Raw genomic sequence first — 17,324 nt, 5'->3', positions numbered from 1 at the left:
ATCAAGCCTCCGCCTTTAAGGTCATCTGTTCAATACGTTTTTCCGGTTGAGCATTCACGACTATCCGGTTCACATAAATTCCCGGAAGATGGATTTCATCTGGATCCAGCACGCCAATTTCGACAATCTCTTCGACTTCAGCAATGGTAATTTTGCCGGCCATGGCACAGACCGGATTAAAGTTCTGGGCGGTTTTACGGAAAATCAGGTTGCCGGCTTTATCGGCCTTATAGGCTTTAACCAGAGCAACATCAGCTGTTAAAGATTCTTCCAGAATGTAAGACTTGCCATTAAATTCACGGACATCCTTACCTTCAGCGATCACGGTTCCGACACCCGTCGCCGTATAAAAAGCCGGAATACCGGCACCGCCAGCACGTAATTTTTCTGCCAGTGTACCCTGTGGGGTCAGCTCAACTTCCAGTTCGCCATTTAAATATTGACGTTCAAACTCTTTATTCTCACCCACATAAGAGGAGATCATTTTTTTAATTTGTTTGGTTTCCAGCAGAAGTCCGAGACCGAAGCCGTCTACGCCGGCATTGTTGGAAATACAGGTGAGTTGCTTAGCACCTGTTTCTTTTAGTGCTGTAATCAGGGCTTCTGGAATACCACATAGGCCGAAACCACCAACGGCCAGAGTATGACCATCTTGCACCACATCCTTTAAGGCGGATTGAGCGCTGTCATAAACCTTGTTTGACATCTTGTCACCTCTATTATTGTTGTAGCAGACTTCAATCTGCTGCTTATATCCTTATGGCTTGCTTGAAAGCATTTTGCTCAAGCAAGTTTATTTTCAAGCACAGGCTTTTTGCCAATAGGCATTGGCATAATTGGATGGATTATTGCGCTGCAAGACTTCACTGATATTACGGCTGGCCTGCATCAGGGCATCCAGCTGAATACCGGTTTGAAAGCCCATATTCGAGAGCAGGTAATACAGGTCTTCAGTTGAGACATTGCCGGAAGCGCCTTTGGCATAAGGGCAACCACCTAGGCCGGCAATGGATGAATCAAAGACCCGAATGCCTTGCAGTAAAGACTGGTAAATATTGGCAATGGCCATGCCGTAAGTATTATGAAAATGGCCTGCCAAAACTTTAGTATCAAGTTCAGCCAGACAGGCCTCCCAGACATTTTTCACCCGATCCGGTGTTGCTGTACCAATGGTTTCACCCAATGACACTTCATAGCAGCCCATCTCCAGCAAACGCTGGGTGACTTTGACCACCTGCTTCGGATCAATGGCACCTTCATAAGGACAGTCCGCCATGCAGGAAACATAGCCACGTACCTTAATATCATTGGCTTTGGCTGCTGCCATGACATCGGCAAACTTCTCGAAGCTTTCATCAATCGAGCAGTTGATGTTTTTGCGGGTAAAGCTTTCAGAAGCTGCAGTAAATACCGCCACTTCCTTGCAACCCACAGCCAGTGCCGATTCAAAACCTTTCATGTTTGGGGTTAATAAACTGAACTGAATATTCGGATCTTGGGGTAGGCTGGCAAAGAGCACATCACTGTCTGCCATTCGCGGTACCCATTTGGCTGAAACGCAGGAGCCGACTTCGATGGACTGCAGACCGGTTTTCATTAGGTCCAGAATCAGGTTTTTCCGGTCATCCAATGTCAAAGGTATTTTTTCATTTTGCAGGCCATCGCGTGGCCCGACCTCTACGATTTTGACAAAATCCGTCATGCCACTTCCTCCGCCAGAGGCTGGAACTCGACCAGTTCATCACCGGCTTTAACCTGATCACCCTTCTGAAAATATGAGCTTGCGATGATGCCGTCATGCGGTGCGCGAATCGAGTATTCGATCTTCATGGCTTCCAGCGTCATCAGCACATCATCTTTTTTGACTTTGTCATTGGCTGCCACGAGCACCTGGGTAATGACACCTGGCATTGGTGCGATCAGGTTATTTTCCGTGCCTTGTTCATCCTGATTATTAAAATCAGACTTCAAGTAATTAAACTTATAGCTTTGACCATTCTGGAACAGGGTAATGCCTTGCTCACTCTGGCTAAAAGCCAGTTTTTGCTGTTTACCCGCCAGTTGCAAGGCTAAAGTATGGGCATCGACGAGTTGACCCTGAATCTGAATTTGCTGACCGTTATAGCTGGCAACAAAGCCTTGATCTTGGGTGCTGAACTGAATTTTCAGGTTAATGCCATTGCGTTGTAATTGCACTGTATGACTATTCTGTTGGTTTAAGCGCCAGAATGCTTGCTGCTGCCATACCGGGTTGCTTGGAACGGGATTCTGTGCCTGATGTGACAGAAGTTCAATCAGTGCGGCACTAACTACCAGTTCGGCACGGATATCCGCAGAAGGTTTGAGCAGAAATTCTTCTTCACGCTGAATCAGGCCAGTATCTAAATGTGCATTTTTAAACGAGTCACACAGCACCAGGCGATCTAGAAAAGCAATATTGTTACCCAGACCATCGACATGGAACTGACCCAGCGCATGGTGCATCTGGGTTAGGGCTGCTTCACGATTTTTACCCCAGACAATCAGTTTGGCAATCATCGGATCATAATAAGTGCTGATCTCGTCGCCTTCGACAATACCGCTATCGACACGTACACAGTCACTTTGCTCCGGATAATGCAGGTAGCTGATCTGACCGATCGCCGGGATAAAACCTTTTTCCGGCTCTTCAGCATAGACACGGGCTTCAAGCGCATGACCGTGAATCTGCAATTCATGCTGCTGCTTCGGTAAAGGTTCACCAAAAGCTACGCGCAGTTGCCATTCTACCAGATCCTGTCCGGTAATCATTTCAGTCACCGGATGTTCAACCTGTAGGCGGGTGTTCATTTCCATGAAATAGGCCGTACCGTCTTGCTCGACAATAAACTCTACCGTACCGGCGCCAACGTAATTCACTGCACGAGCGGCATCAATCGCAGCCTGACGCATCGCTTCCAGTTTATCTTCTGGCATTTTTGGTGCAGGCGCTTCTTCTAGCACTTTCTGGTGGCGACGTTGTACCGAACAATCACGCTCAAACAGATGTACATAGTTGCCATGTGTATCGCCAAAAACTTGCACTTCAATATGACGTGGCTGAATCACATAACGTTCAATCAGAACGTCTTCATTGCCAAAACTTGAACGTGCTTCACTCTTACATGAAGCAAGCGAGCTAAGAAAATCTTCGCTGCGTTCCACCAGACGCATGCCTTTACCGCCACCACCGGCACTGGCCTTGATCAGTACCGGATAGCCAATATTGTCTGCCTGCTGTTTCAGGAAGTCGGCATCCTGATTGGTCCCATGATAGCCGGGGGTTAGAGGCACACCGGCTTTTTCCATCAGCGCTTTAGAGGTGGCCTTTAGACCCATTGCCAGAATGGCATCGACTGGCGGGCCAATAAAGACAATATTGTTGTCCTGACAGGCCAAGGCAAACTGGTCATTTTCGGACAGGAAACCATAACCGGGGTGAATCGCCTGGGCACCAGTGTTTTTGGCTGCCTGAATAATGCGATCAATTTGCAAATAACTTTGAGCTGCTGGCGATTCACCAATATAGATCGCTTCATCGGCCAGTTTCACATGTTGTGCCTGCGCATCAGCATCGGAATAGACGGCAACGGTGGCAATTCCTAATTTCTTCGCTGTACGAATCACACGGCAGGCAATTTCACCACGGTTGGCAATTAAAATCTTCTCAAACATTGTAGGATCCTTCTCGTTGTTATGCCGTGGTCTTGATCCAAGCCGGGCTTTGTTTGTTCAAAAATGCATTCAGTCCATTTTTCGCCTCATCTCCCTGGCGAATATGGGCAATATGCTGTGCTGTTTTAAGCAGTAAATCTTCGGTCAATACCTGTTGGTCAACCAGTTGAATCAACTGTTTCGATGCGCTCTGTGCGGCAGGACCACCAAGTAAAAGTGCTTCCACAATTTCATCAATTTTGCTGTCGAGCTGTTCTGGTGGAGTGACTTCATGCGCAAGACCAATGCTTTTGGCCTGTTCAGCAGTAATCCGCTCGGCAGTCAGGAAATAACGTGAAGCTTGACGTGTACCAATTGCACGAATTACATACGGGCTGATGGTCGAAGGTGCCAGACCTAAGCGAACCTCGGAAGTGGCAAACTTGGCATCTGTACTGGCCACACAAATATCACAGGCTGAGGCCAGCCCCATGCCGCCACCAAAGGCAATGCCGTGTACCCGGGCAATGGTTGGCTGTTTTAAGGTCGCCAGACTTTGCAGCATTTTTGCCAGTTTGAGCGCATCCGCCTCATTGTCTGCCTGTGATGCCTGACCGGCCTGTTTCATCCAGTTCAGATCCGCACCCGCAGAGAAGCTTTTGCCACGACCCGCCAGAATCACCACGCGTACATCATCACGGTTATTTAAAGACTGGAAGCAAGCATGCAGTTCTTCAATGACTTGAGTATTAAAGGCATTGTGCAGTTCAGCACGGTTAATCCAAACCGTTGCCACCTGATTCTGCTGTTCGAGCTGTAAAAATTGATATGTCATTTTGTCACCTCTTACATGCGGAACACGCCGAATTTGGTTGGCTGGATGGGCGCATTCAGGGCTGCAGCTAGACTTAAAGCCAGAACCTCACGTGATTGCGCCGGATCAATCACACCGTCATCCCATAAACGCGAAGACGCATAATAAGGATGGCCTTGGCGTTCGTATTGATCACGAATTGGTTGTTTAAACTGGTCTTCTTCTTCAGCTGACCAGCTGCCGCCTTTCTGTTCAATCTGGTCACGTTTTAAGGTCGACAAAACGCTAGAGGCCTGTTCACCGCCCATCACTGAAATACGCGAGTTTGGCCAGGTCCACATAAAGCGCGGCGAGTAGGCGCGGCCACACATACCGTAGTTGCCAGCACCAAAAGAACCGCCAATCACTAGAGTCAACTTAGGCACATTGGCGTTGGCGACGGCCATCACCAGCTTGGCACCATTTTTGGCAATGCCTTCATTTTCATACTGGCGACCGACCATAAAGCCGTTAATGTTTTGCAGGAAAATCAGCGGAATATTGCGCTGGGTACACAGTTCAATAAAATGTGCGCCTTTTTGGGCAGACTCGGAAAATAGAATGCCATTATTGGCAATAATCCCGACCGGCATGCCATAGAGCTTGGCAAAACCGGTCACCAGGGTAGTGCCGAAACGTGCCTTGAACTCGTCAAAACGTGAGCCATCGACAATACGCGCTATCACTTCACGGATATCAAAAGGCTTGCGCGCGTCACTCGGCACAATGCCGTACAGTTCCGAACTGTCAAACAGCGGCGCTTCGATTTCATCTGCGGTCTTGTTTGGCTTTTTGTTCAGGTTGGCCACGATGTTGCGGGCAATCGCAAGTGCATGTTCATCGTTTTCAGCCAGATGATCAGCCACGCCAGACAAACGGGTATGCACATCACCACCACCGAGATCCTCACTGGACACCACTTCACCAGTAGCTGCCTTAACTAGAGGAGGGCCGCCTAGGAAAATGGTGCCCTGATTGCGGACAATAATGGTTTCATCTGACATGGCAGGCACATAAGCACCGCCTGCAGTACAGCTGCCCATCACCACTGCAATTTGGGCGATACCTTGGCTCGACATACGTGCCTGATTGTAGAAAATACGGCCGAAGTGATCGCGGTCTGGAAATACTTCATCCTGTAAAGGCAAATATGCACCGCCTGAATCCACCAGATAAATACAAGTCAGATGGTTCTGTTCGGCAATTTCCTGGGCACGTAAATGCTTTTTCACTGTTAATGGATAATAAGTACCGCCTTTCACCGTAGCATCATTGGCGATGATCATGCAGGTCACACCGTTGACCTGACCAACACCAGCGACCACACCTGCGGCAGGAACATCATCCTGATACACCTGATAGGCAGCCAGCTGACCAATTTCCAGAAAAGCGGTTCCTGGATCGATCAGGTGATTAATCCGTTCACGGGGGAGTAATTTGCCACGGTCCAGATGTTTTTGACGGGCAGTTTCGCCACCACCCAAAGCAATTTTTTCAATTTTCTGTTTTAGGTCATCCACCAGTTGCAGCATGGCAGTCTGGTTGGTTTTAAACTCTTCACTACGTATATTGATTTTGCTCGATAACTGATTCATGACCAACATCCTTGTTTTATTCTAAGTGTTAAGGTTTAGGCTGTTTCGTTGAAAAGTTCACGGCCAATCAGCATGCGGCGGATTTCTGAAGTACCGGCGCCAATTTCATACAGTTTGGCATCACGCCATAAACGGCCGGCAGCAAATTCGTTGATATAACCGTTACCACCTAAAGTCTGAATGGTTTCTCCTGCCATCCAGGTCGCTTTTTCAGCAGCATATAAAATGGCACTGGCAGCATCTTTACGCAGGCTACGGCTATGCTCAGCTTTGTCACATTCAGCACCGACCGCATAAACCAGTGCCTTACAGGCTAGCCAGGTCGAATACATGTCGGCAATTTTGCCTTGCATTAACTGGAATTCGCCCAGCGCCTGACCAAACTGTTTACGGTCATGAATATATGGAATCACGGTATCCATACAGGCATCCATAATCCCCAGTGGGCCAGCACTCAATACAGCACGCTCATAGTCCAGACCACTCATCAAGACCTTGGTGCCATTACCGACGCCGCCCATGACGTTTTCTTTGGGTACTTCGACATTGTCAAAAAACAGCGGATAAGTGTTTGAACCGCGCATACCCAGTTTGTCCAAATGTGTGCCATGACTGAAACCTGGCATATTTTTTTCAACCAGAAAGGCGGTCATGCCTTTGGCGCCGGCCTGCAAATCGGTTTTTGCATAGACCACCAGGACATCGGCATCGCCACCATTGGTGATCCACATTTTTGAACCATTCAACAGGTAGTGATCGCCTTTGTCTTCTGCTTTCAGTTTCATGCTCACCACATCCGAGCCTGCATTCGGTTCAGACATTGCCAAGGCACCGACATATTCACCTGAAATCAGTTTAGGCAGATAACGCTGTTTCTGTTCTTCAGTACCATTTCGCTTAATTTGGTTTACACATAGGTTAGAATGTGCGCCATAGGACAGCCCAATGGATGCAGAAGCACGGGAAATTTCCTGCATGGCAATGATGTGCGCCAGATAACCAAAATTTGAACCGCCATATTCCTCACTGACTGTCAGCCCGAGCAGGCCCATCTCGCCAAACTTTTTCCAAAGGTGGGCAGGGAACCTGTTGTCACGGTCAACCTGTTGAGCAATCGGGGTAATTTCTTTGGCGCAAAAAGCGGCCACTGAATCACGAAGCGCTATTAGAGTTTCATCCAAACCGAAATCCAAGCTTTGTAAATTCATTCTTCATCCATCCTGAGGTTATATTTGTTGTGTCCAAAAAAGCATTTTTGTTGTGCTTGTGGTTTTAACATACAATGAAAAAATAAAAAAGTGAATCTATATTCACAAAATGATTTACAATTCATTTTATCTTGTTGAGAATAATTTTATGAGTTATAAAAGATCATCATTGATGCAGGAACGAATGGAACAAAATCGCCTGTCGATTTTGGAATCTGCTCGTGAACTGATTATTCAAGGGGGCTTGAAGGAGGCATCGATTCAGGCGATTGCAGAGCGCGCAGGCGTTTCTACAGGGCTGGTCTATCGATATTTCGAAAGCAAAAGCCAGATTTTGATCGAGGTTTTGTCGGCCGCGATTCAGCATGAAGTCGGGATCCTGAACCATATTGCCGAGTCAGATTTGTCGCCAAAACTGAAATTGCAAAAATCTGTTACAACTTTTGTCAAGCGTGCCATGAATAGCCCCCAACTGGCGTATTCACTGATGTTCGAACCGGTTGATCCGGAAATGGAACATGAGCGTTTTCGCAGTAAGCAGCTGCTCAAGCAGAGCATTAAGGAAATTCTGGCCGAAGGAAAGGTCAATGGAGAATTCGAATTTGAAGATTTGAATACGGCAGCGTTGGGCGTAGTTGGTGCCATGACCTTTGTCGTGATTGAACCTTTAAATCCGTCCCGAAATGTCATGTTTGATCAGAAGTATAAGGATCACTTTGTCAAACAGATTGCCGATTTTTGTGTCAACGCAGTACGTGGACAGGAGGAAAATTTACAAGCATAAACACACAAAAAACCGGTACACAGACAAGGTCGTCGTGGTCATAAAACAATTAGTAAAGTTGAAAATCAGAATTACAAAGAATCAAGGAGATCGATTCAATGACACAAGTACGGTTAAGCTATGCCTATGGAACCAGCAGCCAGCCTTTATTGGGCATGACGATTGGTGAAAAATTTGATCAGGCTTGCGAGCGGTATGCAGAACGTGATGCGGTAGTGAGTTTGCATCAGAACATACGCCTCAGTTACCGGCAGCTACAGGAACAAGTCAATGCCTTTGCCTGTCAGCTGCTGAAAATGGGTATGCAAAAAGGTGATCGTCTGGCGATCTGGTCGCCGAACTGTGTGGAATGGACCATTACCCAGTTTGCAGCCTTCAAGGCAGGCATTATTCTGGTGAATTTAAATCCAGCTTATAAAAGCAACGAGCTTGAATATGTGCTAAACAAGGTCTCCTGTAAGGGACTGGTGATTGCAGCGCAGTTTAAGACGACGGACTATCAGGAAATTCTGACTAAAATTGCACCGGAATTGCAGGAAACCGAAGGTAAATTCCTTAATGCAGAGCGACTGCCACATTTAAAGCATGTGATTAAAATTGATGATCAGCAGCATACCGGCATCCACCGTTTTCAGGATTTACTAAGCTCGCCTAGTGCGCAAGAGTTGGAACAACTGCAACAGATCTCCAGTGAATTGCAGTTTGATGAAACGATTAATATCCAGTTTACCTCGGGCACTACGGGCAATCCGAAAGGCACCATGTTGACCCATAATAATATTTTAAATAATGGTTATTTTGTCGGTGAAGCCATTCATTTAGGGCCAGAAGACCGTGTCTGTATTTCAGTGCCTTTATTCCACTGTTTTGGTATGGTCATGGGCAATCTGGCCTGTATTACGCATGGCTCTGCCATGATCTATCCGTCTGCCGTGTTTAATCCGCTGGAAACCTTAAAAGCCATCCAGCAGGAAAGATGTACCGCGGCTTATGGTGTGCCGACTATGTTTATTGCGGTGCTGGAACATGAACAGTTTGACGAGTTTGATCTGTCCAGTCTGCGTACCGGGATTATGGCGGGTAGTCCATGTCCGCAGGAAATTATGCAGCGCGTGATTGAACGGATGCATATGTCTGAAATCACGATTTGTTATGGCATGACTGAAACCGCACCCGTCAGTGCACAAAGCTCAACGGCAGACAGTGTCGAGCAACGTGTCAGTACGGTTGGCCGGGTACATCCGCATCTGGAAGTTAAAATTGTCGATGAAAATGGCAAGGTGGTTCCACGCGGCCAATTGGGTGAGCTGTGTGTACGTGGTTATTCAGTGATGCTCGGTTATTGGGAAGATCAGGATAAAACCCAGGAAGTGATTGATGCGGCGCGCTGGATGCATACCGGTGATATCGCTGAAATGGATGATGAAGGCTTTGTCAAAATCAAGGGCCGAATCAAGGACGTGGTGATTCGTGGAGGGGAAAACCTGTTCCCGAAAGAAATTGAAGATTTCCTTTATACCCATCCGGCTGTTTCAGATGTACAGGTGATTGGGGTGCCAGACCATAAATATGGTGAGGAACTTTGTGCCTGCATCATCCTGCATGAAAATGATCCTTGTACTGAAGAAACCATCCGTCAGTATTGTAAGGAGCATATTTCTCACAATAAAGTGCCGCGCTATGTGCGTTTCTTCCAGGAATTTCCAATGACGGCTTCAGGGAAGGCGCAGAAGTTCAAATTGCGTGAATTTATGCGTGAAGAGCTGAACTTGAAAGAGATTGCTTAAACTTTATTTTTTACGTTAGAACTAATCCTAAAGCTAACAATTAATAGCAACTCATCAGAGAGCCCGGCGACATGGATGTCGCCGTTTCACTGTATGGCAGGGATGCCATATCAGTGAAACAAAAGGGTTTGGTTACTTTGCCCCGTCAAAGTAACGAAAAACCTGCGCAATGGACGTTCAATATATCTAGCAGTTTGAGGTTGTACATTTAGCAAGATTCTAAAATGTCTGTAAATGAATTTACTGATCACGACGGTCTGGTAATAGAAATACATGAATGTACTGAACATCTAAAATCAGAGTAAAATATGGCAAAAAACTTTCACAGTGAAGTCGTGGTCGCCAGTTATGACGATCATATCCGTAAACTGATTCCCGGTTATGAACTGGTGCATCAGCAGATTGAAGCAATTCTCAGCACTGAACTCCCAGAAACCGCACATATATTAATAGTGGGTTGCGGAACAGGTTATGAATTGTCGTATTTATTAGAGCAACATCCAGACTGGACCTTTACTGCAATTGATCCATCAGCAGCTATGCTGGAACAGGTTAGTAAAAATCTGAATTCCATAGATCAACAAAGGGTACAACTTATCCAAAGCACAATCCAAGATTTGAATCAGCCGGATACGTTTGATGCTGCGTTGGCCATTCTAGTGGCACATTTCATTCCAAATTCCGAAAAAAACGGATTTTTTCAGGCTATTTATCAGTGTCTTAAAACCAATGGTCTTGCATTGACCTATGATCTGATGCAACCTGAAGATCAGCAAGACATTAAAACTATGCAGAAGATGGCACAACAGACAGGGTTGAGTGTAACGCAAAGTACCAAGATGATTGAACGCTTGGAGCAGGATTTTTACTTGTTATCTGCGCATAATTTTAAAGCGCTTTTAACCAAAGTCGGATTTAAACAGTGCAAAATTTATTGTCAAATCATGGATTATCATGGCTTTTTGCTCAGAAAATAAAGATAAAAGCACTTTTTGTAAACTCTAAAGTTTAAGTGAATATTCAGGGAAGTATTAAAACAATGTCGGCATATTACAGTTTTATTCAGCGCGAACAGCATGCAGATGGCAGTACTACGGCTTATTACCGTTCTAATATTCATGCACAAGGTGCGTGGAATCCGCATGAGCAGCACATGGCGCCAGCCACCGGTATTCTATGCGTCGAACTGGAACAGTTTCAGCCACGTGCTGACATGCGTATTGGTCGGGTCGGGCTGGATATTTTTGGCCTGATAGCCTTTGGTGAATTTTCGATTACCACACGCATGATCCGTCCGGGTAAAACCATTGAACTGGTTGAAGCTGAAATGTGTGCCAATGGTAAAACCTGTATCGTGGCACGCGCGTGGAGAATGCTAACTTCAAATACCACGGCCATTGCTGGAGTGGAAGATTTTCCGATCGAAAGTCCAGAATATTTACCGGTTTGGGAGGGTATGCGCTGCTGGCCGGGCGGTTATATCCAGAGTATTGAAACCCGGGCACATGCTGACCATCGTGCAGGCAAGGGCATTGTCTGGCTAAGAAATTCGCTGGACATGGTAGAAGGTCAACCGACGACAGACTTTAGTCGTTTGCTCGGTATGGTCGATACGGCCAATGGCATTGTGCCACGTCAGGACCCGAATTCCGGTTGGGGATTTCCGAATCTGGACCTGCAGATTCATATGCACCGTCTGCCGCAGGGTAAATGGCTGGGACTGGAAGTGGTGCAGCAATATGGTGAAGATGGTATTGGTCTGACCAGCGGGATTCTGCATGATGTTCATGGACCTTTTGGTCGAAGTGAACAGATTCTGACCCTGCGAAAGTTCTAAAGTCTATTCGAAACATCAAGGCCAATTGCCTCAATCTTTATTTATTGGCATGCTGTGCGTAATTTATCAGGAAGAACAGCAGATGCGGATCAGTATGATTGGGGCAGGGCGAGTGGCATATCATCTTGCCCTTGTATTGTCAGCACACCATGAGATCGTACAGATCTACAGTCGAACCCTAGAAAAAGCACAATATCTGGCTGAGCAATTCAACGCTCAGGCCATCGCTCAGCCTCAACAGCTGGATCATGAGGTGGATCTGGTCATTATCGCGGTCAGTGATCAGTCGATTGCCAACGTCATTGAACAGATTCATCCGTATCTACAGCAGAATCTGATCGTACATACCTCTGGCAGCACCCATCTCAATTTACTGAAAAATGTGCATGCGCGTGCAGGCGTATTTTATCCTTTACAGACCTTTAGTCTCGAACGCCAGATTGATTGGCAGCAGACGCCACTGTTGATTGAAGCGGTGAATGAACAGGACCAAATCCTGTTATTAGAACTGGCAAATAGCCTAAGCAATCGTATTTATACTTATAGTTCCAGTCAACGTCTCAGTTTGCATCTTGCAGCGGTATTTGCCTGTAATTTTGCCAATTACTGTTATGACATGGCCAAGCAGGTGGTTGATGTACAACAGGTCGATTTCAGTTTGTTGTATCCCTTAATGCTGGAAACTGCCAATAAAGCCACTCAGAATGATCCCAAACAAATGCAGACCGGCCCAGCGATGCGTGGTGATCAGAATATCTTGAATATGCATCAGCAGATGTTAGCCAATATGCAGCGAGAAGATTTACAAAATGTCTATCAGTTGTTGAGCCAGCAGATTCTCACGCGTCATCAGAAATGAAGAAGCTGATAATTTATCTACGAAGCAGGGTTCAAAGCCAAATTTTTCCCATAAAAAAGCGCTGAATAATCAGCGCTTTTTTTGAGTCTTAGATTAAGAAATTTTCTTAAAGATAAAATCATTAATCTTGTGACCTGCTTCAATCCCGCGACGTTCAAACTTGGTTTGTGGACGCCATTCCGGACGAGGATAGCTATTGCCTTTGCCCGCCAGATTTTCCAGACGTGGACGTTCTTCCAATACTTCTATCATCCATTCCGCATACGGTTCCCAGTCCGTTGCAGCATGGAAAGTTCCGCCAAGCTCCAGCTTTTGCTCCACCAGCGGCATACGGTCATGCGAAACAAAGCGGCGTTTAAAATGACGTTTTTTCTGCCATGGATCAGGGAAGTATAACTGAACTGCATTAATACTATTGTCTGGCATTTCACGTAATACCTGAATTGCATCAGCATCCAGCACACGTAAGTTCGTTAGGCCTTCAATACCTGCTTCATACACGCACTGCGCAATTCCAGGTACATGGACTTCAATTCCGACAAAGTTACGTTCAGGATTAGCTTTGGCCATCAATACCAGTGAACGGCCCATACCAAAACCAATTTCTACAGTCAAAGGACGTTCAGGATGTTCAAAGTGCTGACGCAAATCACCGACTGGATATTCCAAAATTAAGTGACCATATTGTTCAAGCGCAGTACGTTGAGAGGTATTCAGCGGCATTGAGCGGCGCATAAACGTCACGATTTCACGGTGCTCGCTTAAGTTTTCCAGCTCCACGACTTGCTGGTCTAATTGATCGTTCGACATAACTTTGGCAAATCTAAAAATTCAGAATGCGGTATTTTAAGTCCTGAGCCGAGCAAGTCAAACTTTTCTCGGTATTTCTCCATAAAAATCGGCAAGATCTTCCAGATAAAATAAAAGAGCCAATTGAGGCTCTTTTATTAATCATCGTTCATCAGCTACTAAACCGGTCGATCAATGTACTGCTGGCTTCATTCAAACCAATCACCCTTACATCTATCCCTTGGGCTTTAAACTTCTGAATCACGTTATTCAGCATATTGACCGAAGTCACGTCCCAAATATGCGCATGGGTCAGATCCAGTTCGACATGCTCAAGCTTCTCTTTAAAATCAAAGAACTGATAGAACTTCTCTGAACTGCTAAAGAATATCTGTCCAGAAATAAAGTAGCTGCGTGAATGAGCCGAATTCAAATGCGTATAGACATGTACGGTTCTTTCCAGTTTATTAATAAAGAACAGGGCAGAGAGCAATACGCCGACAAATACACCAAGCGCCAGATTATGAGTGGCAAGCACGACAATAATCACGGCAATCATCACGGTATTAAATTCTAGCGGATGTTTGCTGAATTGCTTGATTGCTCCCCATTGAAAGGTGGTAAATGCCACCATAATCATGATCGCAACCAGCGCTGCCATTGGGATATAAGCCAGCCAGTCTTTCAAAAAAACCACGAGACACAGCAGAAACACGCCAGCGACCAGAGTCGATAAACGGGTACGTGCCCCTGAAGACACATTGATAATTGACTGGCCGATCATGGCACAACCGGCCATCCCGCCCATAAAGCCGCTGACAATATTGGCCATACCCTGACCACGACATTCCTGATGACGGTCACCTTCAGTTCCGGTCACTTCATCAATGACCGTAGTGGTCATCATGCTTTCCAGCAAACCGACAGTCGCCAAGGTAAAGGAATAAGGCAGGATAATTTGCAAGGTTTCCAGATTGAGTGGAATTTCTGGAATCAGGAATACTGGCAAAGTATCCGGGAATTGTCCAAGATCGCTCACGGTACGCATATCTGCACTTAACAACAGCGCCAACCCGCTTAATACGATAATACAGATTAAAGGTGAGGGAATGGCTTTGCCAATTTTCGGGATATACGGAAACAGATAAATAATTGCCAGACCAATCGCAATAAACAGATAACCGGTGCTATCCATCCGGTTAATTTCCGGGATTTGTGCCACAAATATCAGGATCGCCAAGGCATTCAAAAATCCGTATACCACCGCCTGCGATACAAAGCGCATTAATTTAGCGACTTTAAAATAACCCGCAATGACCTGAATGATGCCGGTCAGAATTGTGGCAGCCAACAGATATTGCAAACCATGTTCTTTTACCAAGGTAATCATCAAAAGTGCCATTGCGCCTGTAGCCGCAGAGATCATGGCAGGACGGCCACCAAAAAAGGCAATGGATACTGCAATGCAGAAAGAGGCATATAAACCGACTTGCGGATCGACACCGGCAATGGCAGAGAAGGCAATTGATTCAGGAATCAGGGCAAGTCCCACCACCAGACCTGCCAATACATCTGTGCGGATATTGGAAAACCATTCTTCTTTTTTCAGGCTAATCACGAAATATCATCTAAATTTGGAAAACCTGTGTATGTTAAACAGATAGAGATAAAAATCTACACAAGATTGACTTGCAAAAGCCCGGAATATCCTGAATATTGAATGAGTAACTGCCCTGAGGTGACAGTTACGCTTTTTTGCAATTTACAGGTTTGATCACTTGAAAGTTTGTCAGAAGCGATTTAAAACATTGAGAAGTGTATAACAAGGATCAGAAATGAAGCTTTACTATTCACCAGGTGCCTGCTCACTGGCAGCACATATTATTTTAAATGAAATTAATGTCGATTTTGATTTGGAACGTGTTGATTTAAAAACACATAAAACAGAAAAAGGTACGGATTATTACGAAGTTAATCCTAAAGGCTATGTACCAGCGTTAGAAATTAACCCTGGTCTGATCCTGACAGAAAATGTTGCAATTCTACCGTTTCTTGCTCAACACGATCCAAAACAAGATCTAATTCCACCATCGGGCATGGGACGTGCCAAAGTGCTGGAATGGTTAGGTTATCTGAACTCTGAACTACATGATGCCTATGCGGTGTTCTTCGGTGGCAAGTTATCCGAAGATGAAAAGAAAAAAGCCTATGCAGAGATTGATCGACTATTGAGTTATATCGATAAAGCGATTGGTGAATCGGACAATGATTATCTGGTGGATGATAACTTTGGGCCTGCGGATGCCTATCTATTTGTCTTGACCAACTGGTCGAACCAGATTGAGCATGATTTGAGTCCATATAAAAATATTATTCATATCCGTAATAAAGTGGCAGAACGTCAGTCTGTACAGATTGCTATGCGTGATGAAGGTCTGATTCCTTAACTAAAAACAAAAATAAAGGACTCAATTGAGTCCTTTATTTTTGTTCATGAAAATTTATTTAAAGAAATAGCCGGTTTCCGGTGAGCTGGCATTGGCCATACGCTTGCGCGGCATACGGCCTGCAAGAAAAGCTTCTCGGCCTGCTTCAACGGCTTTTTTCATCGCAGATGCCATTAATACCGGATTTTGTGCAGCTGCAATCGCTGTATTCATGAGTACACCATCACAACCCAGTTCCATCGCAATCGCGGCATCACTCGCTGTACCGACACCGGCATCGACTAGGACAGGAACTTTGGCATTTTCCTTGATGATTGACAGGGTATGTGGATTCAGAATGCCCAGACCAGAACCAATCAGGCTACCCAATGGCATAATCGCAACACAGCCCATGCTTTCCAGCTCTTGCGCCACGATCGGATCATCCGAGGTATAAACCATGACCTCAAAGCCATCGTCAATCAAGGTGCGCGCAGCTTTCAGTGTTTCGGTTACGTTTGGATAAAGTGTCTTTTCATCACCCAAAACTTCAAGTTTGACCAGATTGTGGCCATCGAGCAACTCACGCGCCAGCATACAGGTGCGGACGGCACTATTGGCATCGAAGCAACCTGCGGTATTCGGCAAAATGGTATATTTTTCCGGAGGAATGACTGACAGCAGGTTCGGCTGGTCAGGATCTTGGCCAATATTGACACGGCGAATAGCGACAGTGACAATCTCTGCACCACTGGTTTCAATGGCCTGCTGAGTTTCATTTAAATCTTTGTATTTGCCCGTGCCTACCAAAAGGCGTGACTGGAATTGGCGTGAACCAATCTGTAATAAATCTTGCATAATTGTCCCGAGTATTAGCCGCCACCGACCGCGTGAATAATTTCTATTTTGTCTGTATCGCAAATTGGCGTATCGCCCAATCTGCTTTTAGGAATAATCATTTCATTGACTTCAACTGCAAAACGCTTACCCTCAAGCGCCATACTCTGAATCAGTTCCAGCAGATTCTTGCAGTGAGTTTCCTGTTGTTCGCCATTGATGTAAATCATCATTCTAGCAACCCTCCATGATTAAGTGTTGTTCAAACTTATCTGGCGTATTTTAAAGCATTCCAGGCCAGAATTAACCATCCGGCAATCATTAAAGCCCCGCCGATGGGCGTAATAGCACCTAAACCGCGGGGTAATCCTAAGGCCATGATATACAGTGAGCCAGAAAACAGTAAAATGCCGACCTGAATCAGACCGAAGCTCCATTGAATGGGCAATGCAGGGATGACTTTCGCCAGTAAAGAAAGAATCAGTAGTCCTAAGGCATGATAGAAAAAATAATCCGTTGCCGTTTGCCACCAGCCGAGCTGTGCTTCAGTCGCCCGCGCTTTTAAACCATGTGCACCAAAAGCACCGAGCATGACTGCAAGTGCCAAATTAAGTGCTGAAATCGCAATCCACATTTGAATTGATCTTCCTGATAAAGTTTGCGCTCAACCTTAGCAT

General features: G+C 45.7%; 17 protein-coding genes. 6 read left to right on the top strand and 11 right to left on the bottom strand.

The window, feature by feature from the left end; translation table 11 throughout:
• Window position 1: 1 nt before the first annotated feature.
• From F890_RS10305 to F890_RS10280, 6 genes are all read right to left on the bottom strand, one after another.
• Complete coding sequence (locus tag F890_RS10305; RefSeq protein ID WP_005251436.1) at window positions 2-706, bottom strand: CoA transferase subunit A; 705 nt, start codon at window positions 704-706, stop codon at window positions 2-4.
• Between the two features lie 93 nt (window positions 707-799).
• A complete protein-coding gene (locus F890_RS10300) occupies window positions 800-1,702 on the bottom strand; it encodes a hydroxymethylglutaryl-CoA lyase (RefSeq protein WP_005251439.1) in 903 nt (300 codons plus the stop codon).
• On the bottom strand, window positions 1,699-3,693 hold the full coding sequence (locus F890_RS10295; protein WP_004280124.1) for an acetyl/propionyl/methylcrotonyl-CoA carboxylase subunit alpha: 1,995 nt from the start codon (window positions 3,691-3,693) through the stop codon (window positions 1,699-1,701). The genes F890_RS10300 and F890_RS10295 overlap by 4 nt, the downstream gene beginning before the upstream one ends.
• Before the next feature lie 19 nt (window positions 3,694-3,712).
• Window positions 3,713-4,507, bottom strand: a complete 795-nt coding sequence (locus tag F890_RS10290) for an enoyl-CoA hydratase/isomerase family protein (RefSeq protein WP_004280123.1) — start codon at window positions 4,505-4,507, stop codon at window positions 3,713-3,715.
• An 11-nt stretch (window positions 4,508-4,518) separates the two neighbouring features.
• The gene (locus F890_RS10285; RefSeq protein WP_005266783.1) at window positions 4,519-6,120 is read right to left on the bottom strand and encodes a carboxyl transferase domain-containing protein; all 1,602 of its coding nucleotides are present in this window, start codon (window positions 6,118-6,120) and stop codon (window positions 4,519-4,521) included.
• A gap of 35 nt (window positions 6,121-6,155) precedes the next feature.
• Window positions 6,156-7,328 (bottom strand): isovaleryl-CoA dehydrogenase, encoded by a 1,173-nt coding sequence (locus F890_RS10280; protein ID WP_005266781.1) that lies wholly within the window; start codon window positions 7,326-7,328, stop codon window positions 6,156-6,158.
• Between the two features lie 148 nt (window positions 7,329-7,476).
• Between F890_RS10280 and F890_RS10275 the strand changes: the two genes are divergently transcribed.
• The 5 genes from F890_RS10275 (at window position 7,477) to F890_RS10255 (ending at window position 12,595) form a co-directional block, all read left to right on the top strand.
• Window positions 7,477-8,112, top strand: coding sequence for a TetR/AcrR family transcriptional regulator (locus tag F890_RS10275; protein WP_005251442.1), 636 nt, complete (start codon window positions 7,477-7,479; stop codon window positions 8,110-8,112).
• 98 nt (window positions 8,113-8,210) lie between these two features.
• Window positions 8,211-9,899, top strand: a complete 1,689-nt coding sequence (locus F890_RS10270) for an AMP-binding protein (protein ID WP_004280116.1) — start codon at window positions 8,211-8,213, stop codon at window positions 9,897-9,899.
• Window positions 9,900-10,207: 308 nt separating this feature from the next.
• On the top strand, window positions 10,208-10,876 hold the full coding sequence (locus tag F890_RS10265) for a class I SAM-dependent methyltransferase (RefSeq protein WP_004280114.1): 669 nt from the start codon (window positions 10,208-10,210) through the stop codon (window positions 10,874-10,876).
• A 62-nt stretch (window positions 10,877-10,938) separates the two neighbouring features.
• On the top strand, window positions 10,939-11,736 hold the full coding sequence (locus F890_RS10260; protein WP_004280113.1) for a thioesterase family protein: 798 nt from the start codon (window positions 10,939-10,941) through the stop codon (window positions 11,734-11,736).
• An 82-nt stretch (window positions 11,737-11,818) separates the two neighbouring features.
• Window positions 11,819-12,595: a Rossmann-like and DUF2520 domain-containing protein gene (locus tag F890_RS10255; RefSeq protein ID WP_005266779.1), complete on the top strand. Its 777-nt coding sequence runs from the start codon at window positions 11,819-11,821 to the stop codon at window positions 12,593-12,595.
• Between the two features lie 93 nt (window positions 12,596-12,688).
• Here the strand turns inward: F890_RS10255 and trmB are convergent, their stop codons facing one another.
• On the bottom strand, window positions 12,689-13,405 hold the full coding sequence (trmB, locus tag F890_RS10250; protein WP_004280110.1) for a tRNA (guanosine(46)-N7)-methyltransferase TrmB: 717 nt from the start codon (window positions 13,403-13,405) through the stop codon (window positions 12,689-12,691).
• Window positions 13,406-13,556: 151 nt separating this feature from the next.
• A complete protein-coding gene (locus F890_RS10245) occupies window positions 13,557-15,002 on the bottom strand; it encodes a SulP family inorganic anion transporter (RefSeq protein ID WP_004280109.1) in 1,446 nt (481 codons plus the stop codon).
• Window positions 15,003-15,219: 217 nt separating this feature from the next.
• Between F890_RS10245 and F890_RS10240 the strand changes: the two genes are divergently transcribed.
• On the top strand, window positions 15,220-15,831 hold the full coding sequence (locus F890_RS10240) for a glutathione binding-like protein (protein WP_004280108.1): 612 nt from the start codon (window positions 15,220-15,222) through the stop codon (window positions 15,829-15,831).
• Window positions 15,832-15,885: 54 nt separating this feature from the next.
• Here the strand turns inward: F890_RS10240 and F890_RS10235 are convergent, their stop codons facing one another.
• From F890_RS10235 to F890_RS10225, 3 genes are read right to left on the bottom strand one after another with little or no spacing between them, the layout of a single operon-like run.
• Window positions 15,886-16,668, bottom strand: coding sequence for a thiazole synthase (locus F890_RS10235; RefSeq protein ID WP_004280106.1), 783 nt, complete (start codon window positions 16,666-16,668; stop codon window positions 15,886-15,888).
• A gap of 14 nt (window positions 16,669-16,682) precedes the next feature.
• Window positions 16,683-16,880, bottom strand: coding sequence for a sulfur carrier protein ThiS (gene thiS, locus F890_RS10230; protein ID WP_004280105.1), 198 nt, complete (start codon window positions 16,878-16,880; stop codon window positions 16,683-16,685).
• A 35-nt stretch (window positions 16,881-16,915) separates the two neighbouring features.
• Window positions 16,916-17,281: a DUF423 domain-containing protein gene (locus F890_RS10225; RefSeq protein WP_004280103.1), complete on the bottom strand. Its 366-nt coding sequence runs from the start codon at window positions 17,279-17,281 to the stop codon at window positions 16,916-16,918.
• Window positions 17,282-17,324 lie beyond the last annotated feature (43 nt).

It is taken from the genome of Acinetobacter sp. CIP 64.7 (assembly GCF_000369745.1).
GTDB lineage: Bacteria > Pseudomonadota > Gammaproteobacteria > Pseudomonadales > Moraxellaceae > Acinetobacter > Acinetobacter fasciculus.
This window is presented reverse-complemented; position numbering and strand designations above follow the sequence as displayed.

Excerpts from the sequence above, each read along its gene's own strand:
- F890_RS10305 (WP_005251436.1), bottom strand. The coding sequence starts at position 706 with ATGTCAAACAAGGTTTATGACAGCGCTCAATCCGCCTTAAAGGATGTG.
- F890_RS10300 (WP_005251439.1), bottom strand. The coding sequence starts at position 1,702 with ATGACGGATTTTGTCAAAATCGTAGAGGTCGGGCCACGCGATGGCCTG.
- F890_RS10295 (WP_004280124.1), bottom strand. The coding sequence starts at position 3,693 with ATGTTTGAGAAGATTTTAATTGCCAACCGTGGTGAAATTGCCTGCCGT.
- F890_RS10290 (WP_004280123.1), bottom strand. The coding sequence starts at position 4,507 with ATGACATATCAATTTTTACAGCTCGAACAGCAGAATCAGGTGGCAACG.
- F890_RS10285 (WP_005266783.1), bottom strand. The coding sequence starts at position 6,120 with ATGAATCAGTTATCGAGCAAAATCAATATACGTAGTGAAGAGTTTAAA.
- F890_RS10280 (WP_005266781.1), bottom strand. The coding sequence starts at position 7,328 with ATGAATTTACAAAGCTTGGATTTCGGTTTGGATGAAACTCTAATAGCG.
- F890_RS10275 (WP_005251442.1), top strand. The coding sequence starts at position 7,477 with ATGAGTTATAAAAGATCATCATTGATGCAGGAACGAATGGAACAAAAT.
- F890_RS10270 (WP_004280116.1), top strand. The coding sequence starts at position 8,211 with ATGACACAAGTACGGTTAAGCTATGCCTATGGAACCAGCAGCCAGCCT.
- F890_RS10265 (WP_004280114.1), top strand. The coding sequence starts at position 10,208 with ATGGCAAAAAACTTTCACAGTGAAGTCGTGGTCGCCAGTTATGACGAT.
- F890_RS10260 (WP_004280113.1), top strand. The coding sequence starts at position 10,939 with ATGTCGGCATATTACAGTTTTATTCAGCGCGAACAGCATGCAGATGGC.
- F890_RS10255 (WP_005266779.1), top strand. The coding sequence starts at position 11,819 with ATGCGGATCAGTATGATTGGGGCAGGGCGAGTGGCATATCATCTTGCC.
- trmB (WP_004280110.1), bottom strand. The coding sequence starts at position 13,405 with ATGTCGAACGATCAATTAGACCAGCAAGTCGTGGAGCTGGAAAACTTA.
- F890_RS10240 (WP_004280108.1), top strand. The coding sequence starts at position 15,220 with ATGAAGCTTTACTATTCACCAGGTGCCTGCTCACTGGCAGCACATATT.
- F890_RS10235 (WP_004280106.1), bottom strand. The coding sequence starts at position 16,668 with ATGCAAGATTTATTACAGATTGGTTCACGCCAATTCCAGTCACGCCTT.
- thiS (WP_004280105.1), bottom strand. The coding sequence starts at position 16,880 with ATGATGATTTACATCAATGGCGAACAACAGGAAACTCACTGCAAGAAT.
- F890_RS10225 (WP_004280103.1), bottom strand. The coding sequence starts at position 17,281 with ATGTGGATTGCGATTTCAGCACTTAATTTGGCACTTGCAGTCATGCTC.